Source organism: Streptomyces sp. NPDC091271 (assembly GCF_044757505.1).
In the GTDB taxonomy this organism is placed as follows: Bacteria; Actinomycetota; Actinomycetes; order Streptomycetales; family Streptomycetaceae; genus Streptomyces.
In genome coordinates this window covers 388,849-410,206 of sequence record NZ_JBIVVD010000006.1, presented here as the reverse complement: position 1 = coordinate 410,206, position 21,358 = coordinate 388,849, and the positions used below count along the sequence as shown (strand labels likewise).

General features: G+C 67.4%; 18 protein-coding genes. 8 read left to right on the top strand and 10 right to left on the bottom strand.

Features of this window, described 5'->3' with window-relative positions; all coding sequences use genetic code 11:
- Window positions 1–47 precede the first annotated feature (47 nt).
- Window positions 48–1,490, bottom strand: coding sequence for a CCA tRNA nucleotidyltransferase (locus ACIQM3_RS25940; protein WP_401627996.1), 1,443 nt, complete (start codon window positions 1,488–1,490; stop codon window positions 48–50).
- A 180-nt stretch (window positions 1,491–1,670) separates the two neighbouring features.
- Between ACIQM3_RS25940 and ACIQM3_RS25935 the strand changes: the two genes are divergently transcribed.
- From ACIQM3_RS25935 to trxA, 7 genes are all read left to right on the top strand, one after another.
- Window positions 1,671–3,968, top strand: coding sequence for a DUF6049 family protein (locus ACIQM3_RS25935; RefSeq protein ID WP_401627995.1), 2,298 nt, complete (start codon window positions 1,671–1,673; stop codon window positions 3,966–3,968).
- A gap of 49 nt (window positions 3,969–4,017) precedes the next feature.
- On the top strand, window positions 4,018–6,177 hold the full coding sequence (gene murJ, locus ACIQM3_RS25930; protein WP_401627993.1) for a murein biosynthesis integral membrane protein MurJ: 2,160 nt from the start codon (window positions 4,018–4,020) through the stop codon (window positions 6,175–6,177).
- Window positions 6,178–6,306: 129 nt separating this feature from the next.
- Complete coding sequence (locus ACIQM3_RS25925) at window positions 6,307–8,025, top strand: serine/threonine protein kinase (RefSeq protein ID WP_401627991.1); 1,719 nt, start codon at window positions 6,307–6,309, stop codon at window positions 8,023–8,025.
- Between the two features lie 605 nt (window positions 8,026–8,630).
- Entirely contained in the window at window positions 8,631–9,329 is a 699-nt protein-coding gene (gene sigM / locus ACIQM3_RS25920) for an RNA polymerase sigma factor SigM (protein WP_401627990.1), read from the top strand.
- Window positions 9,326–10,246 carry an anti-sigma factor family protein gene (locus ACIQM3_RS25915; RefSeq protein WP_401627988.1) on the top strand — a complete coding sequence of 307 codons (921 nt, stop codon included), beginning with the start codon at window positions 9,326–9,328 and terminating at the stop codon, window positions 10,244–10,246. Before sigM ends, ACIQM3_RS25915 begins: the two co-directional genes overlap by 4 nt.
- 126 nt (window positions 10,247–10,372) lie before the next feature.
- Window positions 10,373–11,344 (top strand): thioredoxin-disulfide reductase, encoded by a 972-nt coding sequence (gene trxB, locus ACIQM3_RS25910; protein WP_401627987.1) that lies wholly within the window; start codon window positions 10,373–10,375, stop codon window positions 11,342–11,344.
- Window positions 11,345–11,389: 45 nt separating this feature from the next.
- Window positions 11,390–11,725 carry a thioredoxin gene (gene trxA / locus ACIQM3_RS25905; RefSeq protein ID WP_401627986.1) on the top strand — a complete coding sequence of 112 codons (336 nt, stop codon included), beginning with the start codon at window positions 11,390–11,392 and terminating at the stop codon, window positions 11,723–11,725.
- A gap of 104 nt (window positions 11,726–11,829) precedes the next feature.
- Here the strand turns inward: trxA and ACIQM3_RS25900 are convergent, their stop codons facing one another.
- The 9 genes from ACIQM3_RS25900 to rpmH all read right to left on the bottom strand — a co-directional run bounded on the left by ACIQM3_RS25900 (window position 11,830) and on the right by rpmH (window position 18,744).
- Entirely contained in the window at window positions 11,830–12,447 is a 618-nt protein-coding gene (locus ACIQM3_RS25900; RefSeq protein ID WP_401627985.1) for a GNAT family N-acetyltransferase, read from the bottom strand.
- A 307-nt stretch (window positions 12,448–12,754) separates the two neighbouring features.
- A complete protein-coding gene (locus tag ACIQM3_RS25895; protein WP_401627983.1) occupies window positions 12,755–13,852 on the bottom strand; it encodes a ParB/RepB/Spo0J family partition protein in 1,098 nt (365 codons plus the stop codon).
- Window positions 13,849–14,943: a ParA family protein gene (locus ACIQM3_RS25890; protein WP_401628376.1), complete on the bottom strand. Its 1,095-nt coding sequence runs from the start codon at window positions 14,941–14,943 to the stop codon at window positions 13,849–13,851. Before ACIQM3_RS25890 ends, ACIQM3_RS25895 begins: the two co-directional genes overlap by 4 nt.
- A gap of 303 nt (window positions 14,944–15,246) precedes the next feature.
- Window positions 15,247–15,963: a 16S rRNA (guanine(527)-N(7))-methyltransferase RsmG gene (gene rsmG, locus ACIQM3_RS25885; protein WP_329230755.1), complete on the bottom strand. Its 717-nt coding sequence runs from the start codon at window positions 15,961–15,963 to the stop codon at window positions 15,247–15,249.
- Between the two features lie 100 nt (window positions 15,964–16,063).
- Window positions 16,064–16,573, bottom strand: coding sequence for a protein jag (locus tag ACIQM3_RS25880; RefSeq protein WP_393763648.1), 510 nt, complete (start codon window positions 16,571–16,573; stop codon window positions 16,064–16,066).
- Between the two features lie 14 nt (window positions 16,574–16,587).
- Window positions 16,588–17,856: a membrane protein insertase YidC gene (yidC, locus tag ACIQM3_RS25875; protein ID WP_401627980.1), complete on the bottom strand. Its 1,269-nt coding sequence runs from the start codon at window positions 17,854–17,856 to the stop codon at window positions 16,588–16,590.
- A gap of 3 nt (window positions 17,857–17,859) precedes the next feature.
- The gene (yidD, locus tag ACIQM3_RS25870; protein ID WP_078850490.1) at window positions 17,860–18,219 is read right to left on the bottom strand and encodes a membrane protein insertion efficiency factor YidD; all 360 of its coding nucleotides are present in this window, start codon (window positions 18,217–18,219) and stop codon (window positions 17,860–17,862) included.
- A complete protein-coding gene (rnpA, locus tag ACIQM3_RS25865; RefSeq protein ID WP_401627979.1) occupies window positions 18,216–18,587 on the bottom strand; it encodes a ribonuclease P protein component in 372 nt (123 codons plus the stop codon). The genes yidD and rnpA overlap by 4 nt, the downstream gene beginning before the upstream one ends.
- A 19-nt stretch (window positions 18,588–18,606) precedes the next feature.
- Window positions 18,607–18,744, bottom strand: a complete 138-nt coding sequence (gene rpmH, locus ACIQM3_RS25860) for a 50S ribosomal protein L34 (RefSeq protein ID WP_003967884.1) — start codon at window positions 18,742–18,744, stop codon at window positions 18,607–18,609.
- 380 nt (window positions 18,745–19,124) lie between these two features.
- Here rpmH and dnaA point away from each other — a divergent pair, with 380 nt between their 5' ends.
- Entirely contained in the window at window positions 19,125–20,906 is a 1,782-nt protein-coding gene (gene dnaA, locus ACIQM3_RS25855; RefSeq protein ID WP_401627977.1) for a chromosomal replication initiator protein DnaA, read from the top strand.
- Window positions 20,907–21,358: the final 452 nt, after the last annotated feature.

The window sequence follows — 21,358 nt, the reverse complement described above, 5'->3', positions numbered from 1 at the left end:
CCCTCCGGCGCCCGGCACCATGTTTCACGTGAAACACGGCGGGCTCCTCACCCTTGTGCGGCCCACCACTCCTTGAGGGCGGCGACCGCGGCATCGCGCCCCATCGGGCCGTTCTCCAGCCTCAACTCCAGCAGGAACGAGTAGGCCTTGCCGATCACCGGCCCGGGCCCCACACCCAGGATCTGCATGATCTCGTTGCCGTCCAGGTCGGGCCGGATCGCCTCCAGCTCCTCCTGCTCCTGCAGCTGCCCGATGCGCTCCTCGAGCCCGTCGTAGGTGCGCGACAGGGCGTTCGCCTTGCGCTTGTTCCGCGTCGTGCAGTCGGAGCGCGTCAGCTTGTGCAGCCGGCCCAGCAGCGGCCCCGCGTCCCGCACATACCTGCGCACCGCGGAGTCGGTCCATTCCCCGTCGCCGTATCCGTGGAAGCGCAGATGCAGCTCCACGAGCCTGGAGACGTCCTTGACCATGTCGTTGGAGTACTTGAGCTCGGTCATCCGCTTCTTGGCCATCTTGGCCCCCACCACCTCGTGGTGGTGGAAGGAGACGCGGCCGTCCTTCTCGAAGCGTCGCGTCCTCGGCTTCCCGATGTCGTGGAGCAGGGCCGCGAGGCGCAGCACGAGATCCGCACCGTCCTCCTCCAGATCGATGGCCTGCTCCAGGACGGTCAAGGAGTGCTCGTAGACGTCCTTGTGACGGTGATGCTCATCACTTTCCAGGCGCAGAGCAGGGAGCTCGGGCAGCACACGGTCGGCCAGACCTGTGTCCACGAGGAGTCCCAGTCCCTTACGGGGGTGACCGGAGAGCAGCAGTTTGTTGAGTTCCTCACGGACCCGCTCGGCCGAGACGATCTCGATGCGCCCCGCCATGTCCGTCATGGCCTTGACGACGTTGGGAGCCACCTCGAAGTCCAGCTGCGCGGCAAAGCGAGCGGCGCGCAGCATGCGCAGCGGATCGTCGGAGAAGGACGCCTCAGGTGTGCCCGGAGTGCGCAGGACGCGCTGAGCCAGGTCGTCGAGGCCGCCGTGCGGGTCGATGAACTCCTTCTGCGGAAGGGCGACGGCCATGGCGTTGACCGTGAAGTCACGGCGTACGAGGTCTTCCTCGATCGAGTCGCCGTAGGAGACCTCGGGCTTGCGTGAGGTCCTGTCGTACGCCTCCGACCTGTAGGTCGTCACCTCGATCTGGTAGCCGTCCTTCTGCGAGCCGACGGTGCCGAAGGCGATTCCGACCTCCCAGACCGAGTCGGCCCAGGGGCGGACGATCTTGAGTACGTCCTCCGGGCGGGCGTCGGTCGTGAAGTCCAGGTCGTTTCCGAGCCTGCCGAGCAACGCATCGCGGACGGACCCGCCGACCAGGGCGAGGCCGAATCCGGCCTCCTGGAATCGGAGAGCGAGGTCATCGGCGACGGGGGACACCCGCAGCAGTTCACTGACTGCGCGGTGCTGCACCTGACTCAGTGCACGGGGGCTGTCTTCGTTGGCGTTCGGCACAACAGAAAAGGGTACGTGCACCGACCGGCCCGGGCGTCATCGCTTCTTGCGTCCCTGCGAGACTCTCCCGATCATGTGGCACGGTCCCCGGCACTCAGGCGTCGGGCGCATCGTTACCATGCGGGGACGCAGAGACCGGCAGGGCCGGCACCAGCTGACGACGACGAGGGACGGATACGCGTGGCCGAGGCGGCAGACTTTCAGGGGATGAATCTCTCCCCTGCCCGCCGGTGGCTCCGGCGCACAGCCTCCTTGATCGTCGGGGCACCACTGATCGCCGGCCTACTGGCCGGTCCCGCAGCGCCCTCGGCTCAGGCCGAGGGGGCCACGAAGGCCCCGACCGGTTCGCGCACCGTCGATGTGTCCCTCGACACGCTCGCGCCCAGCGCACCGGTCGAGGGCGACACGCTCACCGTCTCCGGCACCCTCACGAACAGAGGGAAGAAGACGGTCACGGACTCGGAGGTCGACCTGCGCGTCGGGCCGAGGCTGTCCGACAGGGGCGCGGTCGACGAGGCCGCCAAGCGCACCGGGTACCTGCCCGGGAGCGACCCGGCAAAGCTCGGCGGCGCGTACACGCTGAAGGTCCCCGAGCTCGCGGCCGGGGTCAGCCGGGACTTCACCCTCTCCGTGCCGGTGGACAAGCTGGACCTGGGCACGGAGGGCGTCTACCAGCTCGGGGTATCCCTCACGGGCCGGACCACCGACTACGCCTACGACCAGGTGCTCGGCATCCAGCGCACCTTCCTGCCGTGGCAGCCGGAGGACGCCGCGAGCAAGACCAACCTCACCTTCCTCTGGCCGCTGATCGCATCGGCACATGTCACGGCGGAGACCGGGTCCGACGAGCAGCAGACCCCCGTGTTCGCCAATGACGATCTGGCTCTCGAACTCGCTCCCGGCGGCCGCCTGGAACAGCTGGTCTCGCTGGGACGACAGCTCCCTGTCACCTGGGTGATCGACCCCGACCTGTTGGCCTCCGTCGATGCGATGACGAAGAACTACCGCGTCAAGGTCGGCGACACCACGGTCGCCGGGACGAACCAGGCCATCGCCAAGAAGTGGCTCACGGACCTGCAAGCGGCGGTGAAGGACGGGAAGGTGGTAGCCCTGCCGTTCGCCGACCCCGATCTCGCGTCCATCGCCCACCGCGGCAAGAACGTCTCGGGTGCCCTCAGCCATCTGCAGACGGCGACCGAGGTCGCGGGCACAACGGTCGAGACCGTCCTTCATGTGAAGCCGTCCACCGACTTCGCCTGGCCCGTGGACGGTGCGATCGATCCCTCGGTCGTCGACGTCGCCACCTCCGCCGGGGCACACAAGGTGATCGCCCGCAGCGACAGCCTCCGGGAGACCGGCGGGCTGCCCTACACACCGACATCGGCGCGGCCGATCGGTGGTGGCACCACCGCCGTCGTCTCCGACCACCGGCTCTCCACCGCGTTCACCGGCGACATGTCCAAGGCCGGCGCCTCGACCCTGGCCGTCCAGAAATTCCTGGCCCAGACGCTGGCGGTGACGGAGCAGGCCCCCGACAAGGAGCGCAGCATCGTCGTCGCCCCGCAGCGGACTCCCACCGCTGCGCAGGCCCAGAGCATGGCGCGCGCGCTTCAGGCCCTCACGGCCGAACACTGGACACAGCCACTCGACCTGACGGCGGCAGCGGAGCAGAAGCCCGACGCACAAGCCATCACCAAGGTCCCCAGCGCCTCCCGGTACCCGAAGAAGCTGCGAAGCCAGGAGCTGCCCACCCAGGCGTTCCAGGACATCAGGACGACGCAGGACTCGCTCGACAGCTTCCAGATCATCCTGACGCAGCCCGACCGTGTGGTGACCCCCTTCGGGAACGCGATCAACCGCTCCGTGTCGACATCGTGGCGCGGCAAGCCGCTGGAGGCGCAGCGGTACCGTGACGCCGTCCGCACCTATCTGCAGGGCCTCAGCAACGAGGTCCAGCTGATCACGAAGTCGGATGTGACCCTGTCCGGGCGCAGCGCCACGATTCCTGTGACCGTGCAGAACAAACTGGTCCAGGGTGTCGATCACCTCGTCCTCCGTCTGACGTCGGGCAATGCCACACGGCTCAAGCTCAACGACGGCAAAGCGGTCGCCGAGGAGCCCGTCGAGATCGCGGGGGGGCACAGCCAGTCGGTGAAGTTCGACGCCTCGGCCAACGCCAACGGACAGGCCCAGGTCACGGCGCGGCTCTTCACCGCGGACGGCGTGCCCTACGGCGAGGAGATGACCTTCATCGTGAAGGTCTCGGAAGTCACACCGACGGTGCTTCTGGTAATCGCCGGCGGACTGCTGCTGCTGGTCCTGGCGGGCATCAGGATGTACACCCACCGCAAGCGCACCGTCGCGGGCGGCGCAGTGGAGAACAACGGCGGCGAACCCGAGCAGCCGAGTGACCCGACGCCGGACACCGGTCCGGAAAGCGGGAACCCGTCGGGCCCGGGTGAGAAAGTGGACCGTTGAGCGATGTCTGTCGGGGCCTGTCGGCCGGGGACAATGAGGTGGGGTTTCGATGAACGCGCCGTACGACGGTGACCGCGGCCAGGGCGCGGGCGGAGCTGGGTCTTCCAGCGGTCCGCCGGTGCCACCGGGCGCCGGGCAGGACGGAGAGGCACCCGACCCGTACCTGCAGCACGCGTACGACCACGACCCGTACCGTGCCCAGGACCTCGCGGCCCAGGACCCGGTGGCCGAGGCGCTCTACGACCGCGCCTCGCATCCTCCGCCGCCTCCGGGCACCTATCAGGAGCCGCAGGCCCTCTACCAGCAGCCTCCCGCTGCCCAGTACGCTCCCGACCCCCGGATCTGGGCCCAGACGCCGCCACCGGAGCCCGCAGGCCCCTCCCGGCACCTTCCGTACGGCGACCACGCAGCGACCACTCAGTACGTAGGTGTGGACGACCTGGTCACCCAGGCCTCCGGCGACCATGGCGAGCAGGATGCCTTCGCGCACCTCTTCCGCGACCAGGAGGGGTCGGGCCGGCCTCCCGGCCCTCCCGCCGAGCCCGAGCCGGCTCCGGCACCCGTGCCGCCGAAGTCCGGAGGCCGTGCCGCCGGAATACTGAAGTCCAGTGCGGTGATGGCGGCGGGCACCCTGGTGTCTCGGCTCACCGGCTTCGTCCGCAGCCTCGTGATCACCGCGGCGCTGGGCGCGGCCCTGCTCGGTGACAGCTTCACCATCGCGTACACCCTGCCGACGATGATCTACATCCTCACCGTGGGCGGTGGGCTGAACTCGGTCTTCGTTCCCCAGCTCGTCCGGTCCATGAAGGACGACGAGGACGGCGGCGAGGCCTTCGCCAACCGGCTGCTGACGCTGGTGATGGTCGCCCTCGCTGTGATCGTCGCCCTCGCCGTCTTCGCTGCGCCATGGCTCATCCACATGATGTCGCCGACGATCGCGAACAACGAGGCCGCCAACAGCGTCGCGGTCACCTTCGCCCGCTACTGCCTGCCGACCATCTTCTTCATGGGCATCCATGTGGTCATGGGCCAGATCCTCAATGCCCGCGGCCGGTTCGGCGCGATGATGTGGACCCCGGTCCTCAACAACATCGTCATGATCTTCACCTTCGGCCTGTTCATCTGGGTCTACGGCACCTCCGCCGAATCCCGGATGGGCGTGGAGACGATCCCGCCGGAGGGTGTCAAGCTCCTGGGCATCGGCACCCTGCTCGGTCTGGTCGTGCAGGCCCTGGCCATGATCCCGTACCTCCGTGAGGCAGGGTTCCGCTTCCGTCCCCGCTTCGACTGGAAGGGCCACGGACTCGGGAAGACGATCAAGCTCGCCAAGTGGACCGTCCTGTTCGTGCTGGCCAACCAGGCAGGCGTCATCGTCGTCACCCAGCTGGCGACCTCGGCGGGCAGCCTCTCCGGCAAGGACGGCACGGGCTTTCTCGCCTACTCGAACGCCCAGCTGATCTGGGGCATGCCGCAGGCCATCATCACCGTCTCGGTCATGGCGGCCCTGCTGCCCCGCATCTCCCGCGCAGCCCATGACAACGACCCGGGAGCCGTCCGCGACGACATCTCACAGGGGCTGCGCAACTCGGCGGTGGCCATCGTCCCGGTCGCCTTCACCTTCCTGGCGCTCGGCCTGCCGATGTGCACCCTGCTCTACGCCTCCAGCGGCACCGAGGCCGCACGGTCGATGGGCTTCATCCTGATGGCGTTCGGCCTCGGCCTCATCCCGTACTCCGTGCAGTACGTAGTACTCCGCGGCTTCTACGCGTACGAGGACACCCGCACCCCCTTCTACAACACGGTGATCGTGGCAGCGGTCAATGCTGCGGCATCCGCCCTCTGCTACGTGATTCTTCCGGCGCAGTGGGCAGTCGTGGGAATGGCGGCCTCCTACGGGCTGGCCTACGCGGTCGGTGTCGGGATCGCCTGGCGACGGCTCAGCAGCCGCCTCGGCGGGGACCTCGACGGAGCCCGCGTGGTGCGGACCTACGCCCGTCTCTGCCTGGCCGCGATCCCCGCGGCGGTGATCGGCGGCGGCGTGGGCTTCGCTCTTCTGAAGGCCCTCGGCGACGGAGCCGGCGGCTCCGTGGTGGCATTGGTCTGTGGCAGCGTCATCCTGCTGGGCATCTTCTTCGTCGCTGCGAAGAAGATGCGTATCGAGGAGCTCAACGGCATGGTCGGCATGGTCCGGGGACGGCTCGGACGCTGAATGCGCTCCGAGCCGCACAACCATCGCTGGACACCGCGTGTCGTGCATAGCGCCGGAGTGTGGGCACAATTGGCGTGACTGTGCAGAGCTGGCTGGCATCGCGCAACGGATGGGGAGGCAGGAACGACGGTGGCGGAACGTAGCACGGCTGCTGTCGACGTGGCCGACAACGGCGGCGACGAGCCGCTGACCGCCAAGGCGGACGCGGCCACGACCGACGGGACGGCACAAACCCAGGACTCAGAGGGCGCAGGCCCGCTGGACGCGGAGAGCGAGCGCGACAGCTCGACGGACTCCGTACCGGCGTCGCCCGACCTGCACAGCGGTCACAAGCTGGCCGGACGGTACCGCCTCGAGGAGTGCGTCACCCGACTGGACGGATTCAGCAGCTGGCGTGCTGTCGACGAAAAACTGCGGCGCGCGGTAGGCGTTCATCTCCTGCCCGCCGATCACCCGCGCGCCCGCTCGGTGCTGGCCGCGGCCCGCTCCTCGGCGCTGCTCGGTGACCCGCGCTTCGTCCAGGTCCTGGACGCCGTGGAGGAGGACGACCTCGTCTACGTCGTCCACGAATGGCTCCCCGACGCCACCGAGCTCACGGCGCTGCTGGCCGCAGGCCCCTTCGAAGCCCACGACGCCTACCAGCTCGTGAGCCAGATCTCCCAGGCCATGGCCGCCGCCCACCGCGAAGGGCTCGCGCATCTGCGCCTCACCCCCGGCGCCGTACTGCGCAGCTCCACAGGCCAGTACCGGATCCGCGGTCTGGCCGTGAACGCCGCACTGCGCGGCGTCACCGCCGACCAGCCGCTGCGTACCGACACCGAGGCCATCGGCGCCCTGCTCTATGCCGCCCTCACCCGGCGCTGGCCCTACGAGAGCGATGCCTACGGTCTCACCGGGCTCCCCAAGGACCTGGGTCTGATTCCCCCGGACCAGGTGCGGGCCGGCGTGCACCGAGGTCTGTCCGAACTGGCCATGCGCGCCCTCGCCAACGACGGCGCAACCGCGTCGCGCCAGGAACAGCCGTGCACCACCCCGGACGAGCTGGCGAAGGCCGTCGCCGCCATGCCCCGCATCCTGCCGCCGGAACCCGCCTTCACCGCGCCGCCGGAGTACCAGCGCACGACGTACCAGCAAGGCACCTACGGGCGCCCGTCGGTACGACCCACCTCGGCGGCCCAGCCTGTCATCGCAGTTCCTCCGCCTCCTCTCCAGAGCCGCACGGGCAAGGCACTCAAGTGGGCCGTCTCCGCACTGCTCATCGCCGCTCTGGGTCTCGGCAGCTGGCAGCTGGCCGAAACCGTGCTCAACCGGGACAGCGACTCCGGGGAACCGACTCCGACACAGACCGCCGAGGACGGTGCCGACAACAAGGTGCCGGCCCACCTCAAGGACCTCCGCATCGTCGACGCCGAGGAGTTCACTCCCAGCGGTTCCGGAATTCAGCAGCAGGACGTCCCGAACACCATCGACGGCAAGTCGGACACCGCTTGGGTCACTCCCCGGTACGTGGGTTATGCCAACTTCGGCAACCTTGCGAACCGCAAGCAGGGCAGCGGCATAATCGTTGACCTCGGCAGCGCACAGGACGTCGCCGGCATCGACATCAAGATGTACCGGGGCCAGCAGAAGGCCGAAGTGCTGGCAGCAGGCGAAGATGCTTCCCAGCCCACTTCGCTGTCCGACTTCCCTCATCGCCTCACGAACCTGGAGACGGCGGGGAGCACCGTACGTAAGACCCTCACCGAGCCGGTCCGGACCCGTTACATTCTGGTCCGTATCGCGGAGCTGCCTCCCGACGGCTCATCAGGCTTCCGGGGCGGCATCTCGGAGATCTCGGTTCTCGGCTGAACGAACGGGCCGGCGAGGAAACTCCTCACCGGCCCGTTTTGCGCCTCCGCCTGCGTGACTCCGCACCTGTCTCATCGCGGTCCTACGGCAGTGAATGTCCAGCCGCAGTGGCCCCACTCGCTCTCCGTGCCGACCATGCCCATGCGCCCGCCGAACTGCACACACATGCCCTTCGCGTAGATCGTGACAGATCCTGCGTACTGGCTTTAGAGACCGTAGTCGGAAACCTGGGTGCCACCGTTCACCTTGATGAAGACCCCCATCTGAAGCTTGGCGCCGGGCTTCCTGGGGATAGCTACGGCACAGTTGTAACCGCCGTTCGCGTACAGATCGAGCCAGCGCAGCAGAACTTGCCGTACCCGCTCCTCCAACAACGCCCACACCAGCAAGCGTTGCGACTGAGATACTCATGGTCGCCGCCGTCTTAAAAGCTAGGCTTCTTCATCTCTATGCTCTCCTCGGTCGAACCGTGATAGACAGGCCGGCACTCTGACCAGGTCGACCAGACCATGATCAAATGCGTGCGCTCGGACTGTCCGCAGCAAGATCAAGAAAGAGTGCTACCGATCCCATGCCGGCAGGGCCCAGAAGTAGGGAGGGGGACAGTGCATCAATCCGACCCGCCCAGCGACCAGGATCTCCTGGCCCAGCACGTCGCAGGCGACCCTGACGCCTTCGGTGAGCTCGTGCGACGACACCGTGACCGCCTCTGGGCCGTGGCCCTGCGCACACTGGGCGACCGTGAGGAAGCAGCCGACGCCGTGCAGGATGCCCTTGTCTCCGCGTTCCGTGCCGCCCATACCTTCCGCGGCCAGTCAGCTGTGACCACATGGCTGCACAGGATCACCGTCAACGCTTGCCTGGACCGTGCCCGCAAGGCCGCTTCCCGGAAGACCGCACCGGTCGACGACACCGAGCGGCTCGACCAGCTCATGGAGCCTCACGAGTCCGCCGAGGCTCCCGCTGAGCGGCAGGACCTGCACCGAGAGCTCGTGGCGGCACTGGCCACCCTGCCCGCCGAGCAGCGCGCCGCGCTCGTCCTTGTGGATATGCAGGCCTACCCCGTCGCCGAGGCTGCCCGCATCCTCGACGTACCGACCGGCACCGTGAAGAGCCGCTGTGCGCGCGGCCGGGCCAGACTCCTCCCCCTGCTGACCCATCTGCGAACCAACAGAGAGGACGGCAAGGAGGTCTCCATGGAAAGGAACCGGACGCAGGGGCCATCCGTCCCACCGGCGTCAGGACCAAGAGACGCAGGCGACAGTGATCCTGCCGGCGTAAAGGGTGGAGGTGGGCTCGCATGACATCCACAGCCGACACGGCTCAGCACCCGGACGTCTCCGAGATCTCCGACCTCATCGAAGGTCTCCTCCAGCCGTCCCGCGAGGCAGAACTCCGCCGCCACATCGACGCCTGCGAAGAGTGCGCCGACATCCACTCCTCGCTGGAAGAGATCCGCGCGCTGCTGGGGGAGGGAGGGCCCCTTCCTGAGCGCATGCCCGACGACGTAGCCGACCGGATCGACGCGGCGCTGGCATCGGAAGCCGCGACCGCCGCCCAGGCACCCACCGCCGGGAATCCTGTTTCACGTGAAACAGAGGCAGAGGGCAAGACGGCAGCCCCTCGGCCCGCGGGCCACCCTCGTGGCGCCACAGGCCCCGGCCGGAGTCCGGCCCGTCGTCGGCGCCGCACCGTGATCCTGGGCGCCGCCTTCGGCGCAGCCGCAGTCGGCATGAGTGTCTTCCTGCTCCAGTCCGTCCAGGTGTCCCAGGACTCGGCCGGCAAGATGGCTGACAGCGGAGTCAGCGCTGCGGAAGGGAGCCGAGAAGACTTCTCGAAGGGCACGCTGGAAGGCCGCGTCCATACACTTCTGAGCGAGTCTGGGGCATCCGAGGCTGCCGGCGATGACTCGGGCAAGCCGTCGATGGATACCAAGTCCTCCCCGGGGGAGCTGTCTACCGGCGCCGCTTCCCCCCGTACCCCCCTGCGCGCACCGATCGTGGACGTTCCGCCCTGCGTCCAGCAGGGCACCGGCCGGGACGCACCTGCTCTCGCTGTGGAAGAGGGCAACTACGAAGGGACGGCCGCATTCCTTGTCGTGCTGCCCGATGCGACCGACTCCACTCGCGTCCAGGCCTATGTCGTCGACGCAGCCTGTGTGGATTCCACCCCCGCGGCAAAGGGACGGCTGCTGCTCACACACTCCTACGCACGGCCCTGAGGACCTTGCCGGGAGCCGGACCGGTATTTCGGGAATGCATGCCCCGTAGGATCCGTTGGGTGGGGTGAGAGTCGTGGAACCGACCCCAGTAGGCAGTAGGCAGTCTGCAGAGACGAGGAAGAACCCGTGAGCGACGTCCGTAATGTGATCATCATCGGCTCCGGGCCGGCTGGTTACACCGCCGCCCTGTACACCGCTCGCGCGTCGCTGAAGCCGCTGGTGTTCGAGGGCGCCGTCACCGCCGGCGGTGCACTGATGAACACCACCGACGTGGAGAACTTCCCGGGCTTCCAGGACGGAATCATGGGCCCTGAGCTCATGGACAACATGCGCGCCCAGGCTGAGCGCTTCGGCGCCGAGCTCATCCCCGACGATGTCGTCTCCGTCGACCTCTCCGGAGACGTCAAGACCGTCACTGACACCGCCGGCACGGTGCACCGCGCCAAGGCCGTCATCGTCACCACGGGATCCCAGCACCGCAAGCTCGGCCTGCCCAACGAGGACGCGCTCTCCGGACGCGGTGTCTCCTGGTGTGCGACCTGCGATGGCTTCTTCTTCAAGGACCAGGACATCGCCGTGGTCGGTGGCGGCGACACCGCCATGGAAGAGGCGACTTTCCTCTCCCGGTTCGCCAAGTCCGTCACGATCGTGCACCGCCGCGACTCCCTGCGCGCCTCCAAGGCCATGCAGGACCGCGCCTTCGCCGACCCGAAGATCAAGTTCGCGTGGGACAGCGAGGTGGCCACGGTCCACGGGGACCAGAAGCTCTCCAGCCTCACCCTGCGCAACACCAAGACCGGTGAGACCTCAGAGCTTCCGGTGACCGGCCTGTTCATCGCTGTCGGCCACGACCCCCGCACGGAGCTCTTCAAGGGCCAGCTCGACCTCGATGACGAGGGCTACCTCAAGGTCGAGGCTCCCTCGACGCGCACCAACCTGAAGGGTGTCTTCGGCGCCGGCGACGTCGTCGATCACACCTACCGACAGGCCATCACAGCAGCCGGTACCGGCTGCTCGGCCGCTCTCGACGCTGAGCGCTTCCTGGCCGCGCTCTCCGACGAGCAGCTCGCCGAGCCGGAGAAGACTCCGGCAGTCTGACTGCATCCCCCGAACCCCACACCCCGCGAAGTTAAGGAGGCCGCCGTGGCCGGCGCCCTGAAGACCGTAACCGACGACTCTTTCGATGAGGACGTCCTGAAGAACGACAAGCCCGTGCTGGTGGACTTCTGGGCCGCCTGGTGCGGACCGTGCCGCCAGATCGCGCCTTCGCTGGAGGCCATCGCGGCTGAGTACGGCGACGAGATCGAGATCGTCAAGCTCAACATCGACGAGAACCCGGCCACCGCGGCGAAGTACGGCGTGATGTCGATCCCCACGCTGAACGTGTACCAGGGCGGCGAGGTCGCCAAGACCATCGTCGGCGCCAAGCCGAAGGCCGCGATTCTCCGCGACCTCGAGGGCTTCATCGTCCAGAAGTAGTGCCTGACTGTTTCACGTGAAACGGGCCCACCCCTCGGGGTGGGCCCGTTCTGCATGCTCGGGCCGTTCTGCACGCCCCTCAGCCACAGATCGGAACGCGAGAGTCAGAGGGGGCGCAGCGCCGGCTCCTTCTGCACGGCGCCCAGCAGCCTGTCCAGCGCCAGCTCGACGTCTTCCTTCCAGGAGAGCGTCGTACGCAGTTCAAGTCTCAGCCGCGGATGCGCTGGGTGAGGACGCACCGTCTTGAAGCCGACCGCGAGCAAGTGATCTGCAGGCAGCACACACGCCGGCTCCTTCCAGCGGGCGTCGCCAAAGGCCTCGATCGCCTTGAAGCCGCGTCGCAACAAGTCCTTGGCGACTGTCTGCACCATCACGCGCCCCAGCCCTTGCCCCTGGAATCCCGGCACGATCAACGCGGTCATCAGTTGCACGGCATCGGGGGAGACAGGACTGGTGGGAAACGCCGTGGACCGGGGAACGTACGCAGGCGGCGCGTAGAGAACGAAGCCGGCCGCGACATCGTCCACGTAGACGACCCGGCCGCAGGATCCCCACTCCAGCAATACGGCGGAGATCCAGGCTTCCTTCTCGAGTTCGGGCCTGCCTGCCTTTACCGCAGCTTCCCCGCGGACCGGATCAAGTTCCCAGAAGACACACGAGCGGCAGCGCCTGGGGAGATCCGGAAGGTTGTCCAGTGTGAGCGGTACGAGCCGTCGCCCCATGTAGGCGGTTCCTCACTTCCTTCGCCCGCCGCATCACGTGCGGATGCCAGCGCACTCCGTTCTCGGAACAGGCTGCCGACGAACCCCCCGACAGCACCAAGCCCCAAACCGACTGTCACCAGGTGGCTGCGATTCACTGATCGCACGGCCCCCGCCTCCTCTGAGGTGGATCACGGTGTGTGGATACGCCATACCAGAACGCATCGTATCCACCCAGAGGTGATGGGGACACCGAGAGACAGCAAAGGGCGGGTCGAGTTCCGGAGAACTTCCCGGAGCTCGGCCCGCCCTTGACTGTCCTGCTGGCTCAGGCCTCGTCGGCCTCGGCCTCTTCCTCGACGCTCCGTTCCAGCACCCGTCCCTCGCCCGGAGCAAGGCTGCCGAGAATGCGATCCAGATCCTCCATCGAGGCGAACTCGACGACGATCTTCCCCTTCTTCTGCCCGAGGTCGACCTTCACCCGTGTCTCGAACCGGTCGGAGAGGCGGGAGGCAAGATCGGTCAGTGCCGGTGAGACCCGCCCCCCGGCCCGGGGTCCCCGCGGCTTCGCGGAGCTCGTCGGCTCGGAACCCAGAAGGTTCACGATCTCCTCGACCGCCCGCACCGACAGCCCCTCGGCCACGATGCGGTGTGCCAACCGGTCCTGCTCCTCGGAATCGTCCACCGACAGCAAGGCCCTCGCGTGGCCGGCCGAGAGGACCCCCGCCGCGACCCTGCGCTGCACCGGCGGGGAGAGCCGCAGCAGACGGAGCGTGTTCGACACCTGCGGGCGGGACCGGCCGATCCGGTCCGCCAGCTGATCATGCGTGCACTTGAAGTCCTTCAGCAGCTGGTCGTACGCCGCCGCCTCCTCCAAGGGATTCAGCTGGGCCCGGTGCAGGTTCTCCAGGAGCGCGTCGAGCAGCAGCTTCTCGTCGTCGGTCGCACGGACGATGGCCGGGATGCGTTCCAGACCGGCTTCGCCGCACGCCCTCCAACGGCGCTCACCCATGATGAGCTCGTAGCGGTCATCGTCGACCTTGCGTACGACGACGGGCTGGAGGAGACCGACCTCCTTGATGGAGGTGACCAGCTCGGCCAGAGCATCCTCGTCGAAGACCTCGCGAGGCTGCTTGGGGTTGGGCGTGATCGAAGTCAGCGGGATCTCAGCGAAGTACGCCCCGGCCGAATCGGTCTGCTCGGTGGCGGTCTTCTGCTCGCCGACGGGAGAACTCGGCTCCGGGACCAGCGTGCCGGAAGGCAGCGCCGCCAGCTTTGCGGCAGCCACCCCACGCTCGGCGGTCAGGATGGGAGACGCGCCACCCGCATTCGTACCGGAAGCAGGACTCGCGACCTGCTTCTCCTGCGGGGCTGCGGGAATCAGTGCACCGAGCCCACGCCCCAGCCCTCTACGACGCTCACTCACTGCATGCCCTCCGAATGACTCTGCTGACTGTTCTGGGCGCCCGTATGGGCAGGCTCGGCCGCCGGTGCGTGCTGGGCCTCGTAATGCACTCCGACGCCTCTCAGCGCGATCTCGCGGGCCGCCTCGAGGTAGGACAGGGATCCGCTGGAGCCCGGATCGTATGTCAGGACGGTCTGCCCGTAGCTGGGTGCCTCCGAGATGCGCACAGAACGCGGGATGCTGGTCCGCAGAACCTCCTTGCCGAAGTGGCTGCGCACCTCCTCCGCGACCTGTGAAGCAAGCCTCGTCCTGCCGTCGTACATGGTGAGCAGGATCGTCGAGACGTGGAGATCGGGGTTCAGATGCCCACGGACCAGGTCGACGTTGCGAAGCAGCTGTCCGAGGCCCTCCAGTGCGTAGTACTCACACTGAATCGGGATGAGCACCTCAGCTCCGGCCACGAGCGCGTTGACCGTCAGCAGACCGAGCGAGGGCGGGCAGTCGATGAGGATGTAGTCCAGTGGCTGGTCGTACGCCTGGATGGCCCGCTGCAGCCGGCTCTCCCGCGCCACCAGCGATACCAGCTCGATCTCCGCCCCGGCGAGATCGATGGTCGCCGGCGCACAGAAGAGGCCTTCGACGTCAGGGACCGGCTGAACCACCTCGGAGAGCGGCATGCTCTCCACCAGTACGTCGTAGATGGAGGGGACTTCCGCATGATGATCGATCCCCAGAGCCGTGGAGGCGTTCCCCTGCGGATCGAGGTCCACCACCAGGCCGCGTGCGCCATGCAGCGCGAGCGAAGCGGCGAGGTTGACCGTCGAGGTCGTCTTCCCCACACCACCCTTCTGGTTGGCCACGACCATGACGCGTGTCCGGTCAGGTCGTGGCAGCCCCTCGCCGGCGCGGCCGAGGGCCTCGACCGCCAGCTGGGCCGCACGACCAATGGGTGTGTCGTCCATCGGCGGAGGTGTTTCACGTGAAACACCGTCCCCCAGGGACTCGGTACGGGGACCGGGGACCGGATCGGTCATCGGTCCCGCGATGTTGGCGTCGGACCGCAAGGATTCACTCTCCTCGACTTCAGGCTCGCAATGCACAGAGCCTGCCATGCTTTCGGGGTCGTGAACCAGCGAGGCCGACTCTTCTGTGGATGAATCCGGTTCTGTGGACAACTCGGTAGCCCTTAGGGGCTTGCGGTCGCGCGGCGCGGCAGCCGCACGACCGCGACCGATGATTCCCTGCAGCAGAGAGCGACGTTTCACGTGAAACACGATGCCTGTGCAGCCCAGTGGCGGGCTCCCGACACTCCGCAGGCTCCGCATATCGCTGCTTGCATGGACCATCAGTGCAAAAAGGCCAGAAGCTTACTAAGCGCACAAATCGTGATCGCCGGATCGTCACTCAGTCAGCGCTTATCGGCGTCGCCGCGTCCTGCCCACCCGTGCGGCCTTGGCCCGCTTTGCGGCGAACCTCACACCGCCCGGGCTCTCTCCGACCACCACACGCACCACCGTGGACGCAGGGTCGACCAAGCCCTCACCGACCTGCAGCACCTCGGTCTCCACCACTCCGAGCTTGCTCAGAGCGGCCCGAGCCCCCTGGATCTCTTCCTCAGCCGTGCCCCCCTTGAGCGCCAGCATCTCTCCGTAGGGGCGCAGCAAGGGCACTCCCCATCCGGCGAGCCTGTCGAGCGGCGCAACCGCCCGGGCCGTCACCACGTGAACCGGCTGAAGTGTCCCCAGCACCTCCTCGGCCCGGCCGCGGACGACCGTCACATGATCCAGGCCCAGGAGCTCGACGACTTCCTGAAGGAAATTCGTGCGCCGCAGCAGCGGCTCGAGCAGCGTGATCTTGAGGTCGGGTCGTACCAGCGCGAGCGGGATACCGGGAAGGCCGGCCCCCGAACCCACGTCGCACACCGTGACGCCCTCGGGGACCACTTCGGAGAGCACCGCGCAGTTCAGCAGGTGGCGTTCCCACAGGCGCGGCACCTCGCGCGGACCGATCAGCCCGCGCTTGACGCCGGCGTCCGCGAGGAGCTCCGCATACCTGACAGCCTCTGGGAAGAACTCACCGAATACCGCCTGCGCCTCCTTGGGCGCCTGAGGGAGCTCTGCTTCCTCCGTCACGGGGGACCGTCCTTCCGTACCGCATTAGCACGCTGACTATCAGGCTGACAAAGATCGGCCCCGCCTGCGAACAGACGGGGCCGACAGTACAAGGATCCGGTCAGGCCGGGAGAACGACGACGAAGCGCTGAGGCTCCTCGCCCTCGGACTCGCTGCGCAGACCTGCGGCCGCGATCGCGTCGTGCACGACCTTGCGCTCGAACGGCGTCATCGGCTCGAGCTTCACCGGCTCACCCGAGCTCTTGACCTCATCCGCGGCCTTGGCACCGAGGGCGGCCAGGACCTCACGCTTCTTGGCACGGAACCCGCCGATGTCCAGCATCAGGCGGCTGCGGTCACCGGTCTCGCGGTGGACGGCCAGGCGCGTCAGCTCCTGGAGCGCCTCCAGCACCTCACCATCGCGGCCCACAAGCTTCTGCAGGTCACGCGCCGAGTCGCTGATGATCGAGACCGCGGCCCGGTCCGCCTCCACGTCCATGTCGATGTCACCGTCGAGGTCGGCGATGTCGAGCAGGCCTTCGAGGTAGTCAGCCGCGATCTCCCCCTCCTGCTCGAGGCGGGTCAGAGTGTCGCTGCCCTCAGCGGCCGTGGTGGTGGTGCCTTCCGTCACGGATGGACTCCTTCTTACTTCTTGGACGGGTGCTTGGGCCGCTGCGGGCCCTTGCGCTGTCCGGACTTGGCTTGGCGTGAGGAGCCGGACGCGGCGCGATTGGCCGCCGGCTTCGGCTTGTCGTCCTGCGGTGCGTCCTGCTTCTCCAGCGAGGTCTTGGATTCCGAGCCCGTGGAGCCGGTCCCCTTGTCCGTGCCGGGATGCGTGGCAGCGGTGTGGCGCTTCGACTTCGTCTGGCGCTTGGGCTGCTGCCGCTTGGGCGCAGCACCACCCTCGGCCTCGAGAACGGCGGCTTCGCTCTTCGCGACCGTCCCGTCCTCCTGGGCGGCGAGGCCGAGCTTGCCCAGACCGGTGATGAACTTGCGCTCGATGTCGTTGCGGTCGGGGCCCTTGGCGACGATCCGCTTGACGGTGTTGCGCCGCGTCCGGCCACGCACCTCGCCATGTGCGGTCACGCTCTTCAGCACACGGTTCAGGTACTGGTCCTGCGCCTTGCTGCCCGGAGTCGGATTCTGGTTGATCACGTACATCTGCTGACCCATGGTCCAGACGTTGGTGGTCAGCCAGTACACGAGGACACCGACGGGGAAGTTGATGCCCATGACGGCGAAGATCAGCGGGAAGATGTACATCAGCATCTTCTGCTGCTGCATGTACGGAGTCTTCACCGTCAGGTCGACGTTCTTCGTCATCAGCTGGCGCTGCGTGAAGAACTGCGACGCGGACATCATCACGATCATGATCGCGGTCACGACACGGACGTCGGTCAGGGAGGCGCCGAGCGCCTGCACCTTCTCTTCGCTGTCCATGAACTTCGCGGCCAGCGGGGCGCCGAAGATGTGTGCCTGCCGGGCACTGTCCAGCAGGGGCTGGTCGATGACACCGATCGTCTTGCCCGAGGCGATGGCCGAGAGCACGTGATACAGGGCGAAGAAGAACGGGGACTGCGCCAGGATCGGAAGGCACGAGGAGAGCGGGTTGGTACCCGTCTCCTTGTACAGCTTCATCATCTCTTCGGACTGACGCTGTTTGTCGTTCTTGTAGCGCTCCTGGATCGCCTTCATCTTCGGCTGGAGCACCTGCATGTTCCGGGTCGACTTGATCTGCTTCACGAAAAGCGGGATCAGACAGATCCGGATCAGGACCACCAGGGACACGATGGACAGGCCCCAGGCCCACCCCGTGTCATCGCCGAACAACGCTCCGTAGAGCTTGTGGAACTGGACGATGACCCACGAAACAGGTGTGGTGATAAAGCTGAACAGACTGGCAATCGTGTCCACTAATCAGGCTCCTTGAGCTTTGGGCGAGGTCTCTGTGGCCGGGCTCAGGGGTTCGGAGACCGACCCCCCGGAAGGCACATCGGCGGCGGAGTCCCCGCCCTTGCCGCCACGCACACAGCTGCGCAGCATTTCGTGCCAACGCGGACGTTTGCGTGGCGGTACGTGATCCACGCCGCCGGGTGACCACGGATTGCAACGCAGGATGCGCCATGCGGTCAGCGCTGTTCCCTTGATCGCACCGTGCCGGTCGATCGCCGTATATCCATAGTGGGAACACGACGGGTAGTAGCGGCAGACGGGCCCTAGGAGCGGGCTGATCGTCCACTGATACAGCTTGATGAGAGCCAGCAGCGGGTACTTCATCGCGCACCCCCTCCCAGCAGCCGCTGAAAGGCGGCGTCCAGGTCTCGGGCCAGCTGTGCATGGTCGGCGTCACCCGATCCGGGCAGCGCTCGTACGACAACAAGGCTACCGGGGGGCAGCTGAGCAAGCCGATCGCGGACCAGATGGCGAAGCTTCCGCTTCACCGCGGTGCGAACGACTGCTCCTCCCACTGCTTTGCTGACAACGAAACCCGCACGCGGCGGGGGAACACTCTCCCCTGTCACGTGCGGGTCCGTAGCACCGCTGCGTAGGTGCACGACGAGTAGCGGACGCCCGGCTCGGCGTCCTCGTCGTACCGCGGTCGCGAAGTCCTCGCGCCGCCTCAGCCGATTCTCGGTAGGCAGCACGTCATGGACCTGTAAGCGATCAGGCGGACAGGCTGCTGCGGCCCTTGCCACGGCGGTTCGCGAGAATCGCGCGGCCGGCACGGGTACGCATACGCAGCCGGAAGCCATGGGTCTTGGCGCGACGACGGTTGTTCGGCTGGAAGGTGCGCTTGCTCACTCGGGGGCTCCAGAAATGATTCGTGTGTTGGCGGGACATCGCCTGGCTGTCACCGTGCGCCCACGAGGAACTCGCGTAAACGCCTTAGTGCACCGCTTCACAATCACAGATCGTGATGTTTGCCCATCGGAGGCAGGCGGCAGCAGCCATCGACAACTCGACCTGGTCACGGTACGCGCGGCTACGCCATCCGGTCAAACCGGCCTCGCGCCACCCCCTGCTGTACACAGCCTGTGGACAACAACTTGAACCGCGCGGGTCGGCCTGACTACCGTGGCTGAACTCCGGTTCTTTTCCTTCCTGCCTGCCGGGCCTCACCCGACCCGACCCATCCGTCCCGAGAAGCACACATTCGTGGGACATGCGAGAGAGCGTGCCTTGTGGCTGACGTACCTGCCGATCTTGCCGCAGTGTGGCCGCGAGTGCTGGAACAACTCCTCGGGGAGGGCCAGCAGGGCATCGAGCCGAAGGACAAGCAGTGGATCGAGCGCTGCCAGCCCCTGGCACTCGTCGCCGACACCGCACTGCTGGCCGTACCCAACGAGTGGGGCAAGCGCGTCCTGGAGGGCCGGCTCGCCCCGCTGATCAGCGAGACGCTCACCCGTGAGTGCGGGCGGCCGATCCGGATCGCGATCACCGTCGACGACTCCGCGGGAGAGCCCCCCGCTCCGCCGGCGCCCCCGATGCGTCAGCCCCACCAAGGACAGCAGTCCCACCGCTACCAGGGACCGCAGCACGACGAGCCCTCGCGCAACGACGGGTACGACAGCTACGGCCCCAGGTCCTCCGACGACGGCATGCCGACGGCCCGCCCCGCCTACCCGGACTACCAGCAGCACCGCCCCGAGCCCGGCGCCTGGCCCCGGGTCCAGGACGATCTCTCCTGGCAGCCCCGGCACGGTGGCTACCAGGACCGCGACCCGTACGCGAGCCCGCGCCCCCAGCAGCCGCAGCACGACTACCGCCCGCAGCCGCCCGAGCACCAGGGTTACGACCCGCGGGACAGCCGCGACCGCCACGATCCGCAGGACCAGCAGCCCCAGCACCGTCAGGGCGGCCCCGGGACCGGCAGGAACGACGGCAGCCCCATGGGCACCCAGTCCGCGCCTCCGCCCGGCACCGGTGAGCCGCACGCCCGGCTCAATCCGAAGTACCTCTTCGACACCTTTGTGATCGGGGCGTCCAACCGCTTCGCGCACGCAGCGGCGGTCGCCGTCGCCGAGGCCCCCGCGAAGGCGTACAACCCCCTCTTCATCTACGGGGAGTCGGGGCTCGGCAAGACCCACCTGCTGCACGCGATCGGACATTACGCACGAAGCCTCTACCCCGGCACGCGGGTGCGGTACGTGAGCTCCGAGGAGTTCACGAACGAATTCATCAACTCGATCCGCGACGGCAAGGGCGACACCTTCCGCAAGCGCTACCGCGACGTGGACATCCTCCTGGTCGACGACATCCAGTTCCTGGCGAGCAAGGAGTCGACGCAGGAGGAGTTCTTCCACACCTTCAACACGCTCCACAACGCCAACAAGCAGATCGTGCTGTCCTCGGACCGGGCGCCGAGACAACTGGTGACCCTGGAGGACCGGCTGCGCAGCCGGTTCGAGTGGGGCCTCACCACCGATGTGCAGCCGCCGGAGCTGGAGACGCGTATCGCGATCCTCCGTAAGAAGGCCGTGCAGGAGCAGCTCAACGCCCCGCCCGAGGTACTCGAGTTCATCGCCTCCCGCATCTCGCGCAACATCCGTGAGCTGGAGGGCGCTCTCATCCGTGTGACCGCCTTCGCGAGCCTGAACCGGCAGCCGGTGGACCTCGGCCTGACCGAGATCGTGCTCAAGGACCTGATCCCCGGCGGCGAGGACTCCGCTCCCGAGATCACCGCGCCGGCGATCATGGCGGCGACCGCGGACTACTTCGGGCTGACGGTGGAGGATCTCTGCGGATCCTCGCGCAGCCGGGTCCTGGTGACGGCACGCCAGATCGCCATGTACCTGTGCCGCGAGCTGACGGACCTGTCCCTGCCCAAGATCGGCGCCCAGTTCGGCGGCCGGGACCACACCACGGTGATGCACGCCGACCGGAAGATCCGGGCTCTCATGGCGGAGCGCCGCTCCATCTACAACCAGGTCACCGAACTCACCAACCGCATCAAGAACGGCTGACGAGCCGGCGGCGGCCGGACCGCCGCACAGCGCGCCCAGGGCGCCCCGCGAGGACCGTACGACGTCCTCGCGGGGCGCCCTTCTTCATACGCGGCTGCTGGGAGCGGGCTCCAGAATCCGGCGTGCAGTGTGCCCGGGACGGCCTTCGGGGCTGCTCCGAGCACCCGATCCGGCTCGACTCCATGGCCTCCGAAACGGCTCCGGCCCTCTGAAGTGTTCGAATACGGGCCCCGGGCCAGCGCTTCTCCACAGAAGTACGAGGAATCCGGCGTCCACAGCCTGGGGACTGTGAAGTTGTCCAGATTGCGTCCACAGGGTCTGCTGTCGATACTCCATCAGGCCAGGTCACGTGCCTGGGGATTTGTGGTCAACGATGATCCACAGCCTGTGGACAGAAATTTCGTCCACAGCGTCCCGATGGTGTTGTCCACCGGCGGCCCACAGGCGCGGCC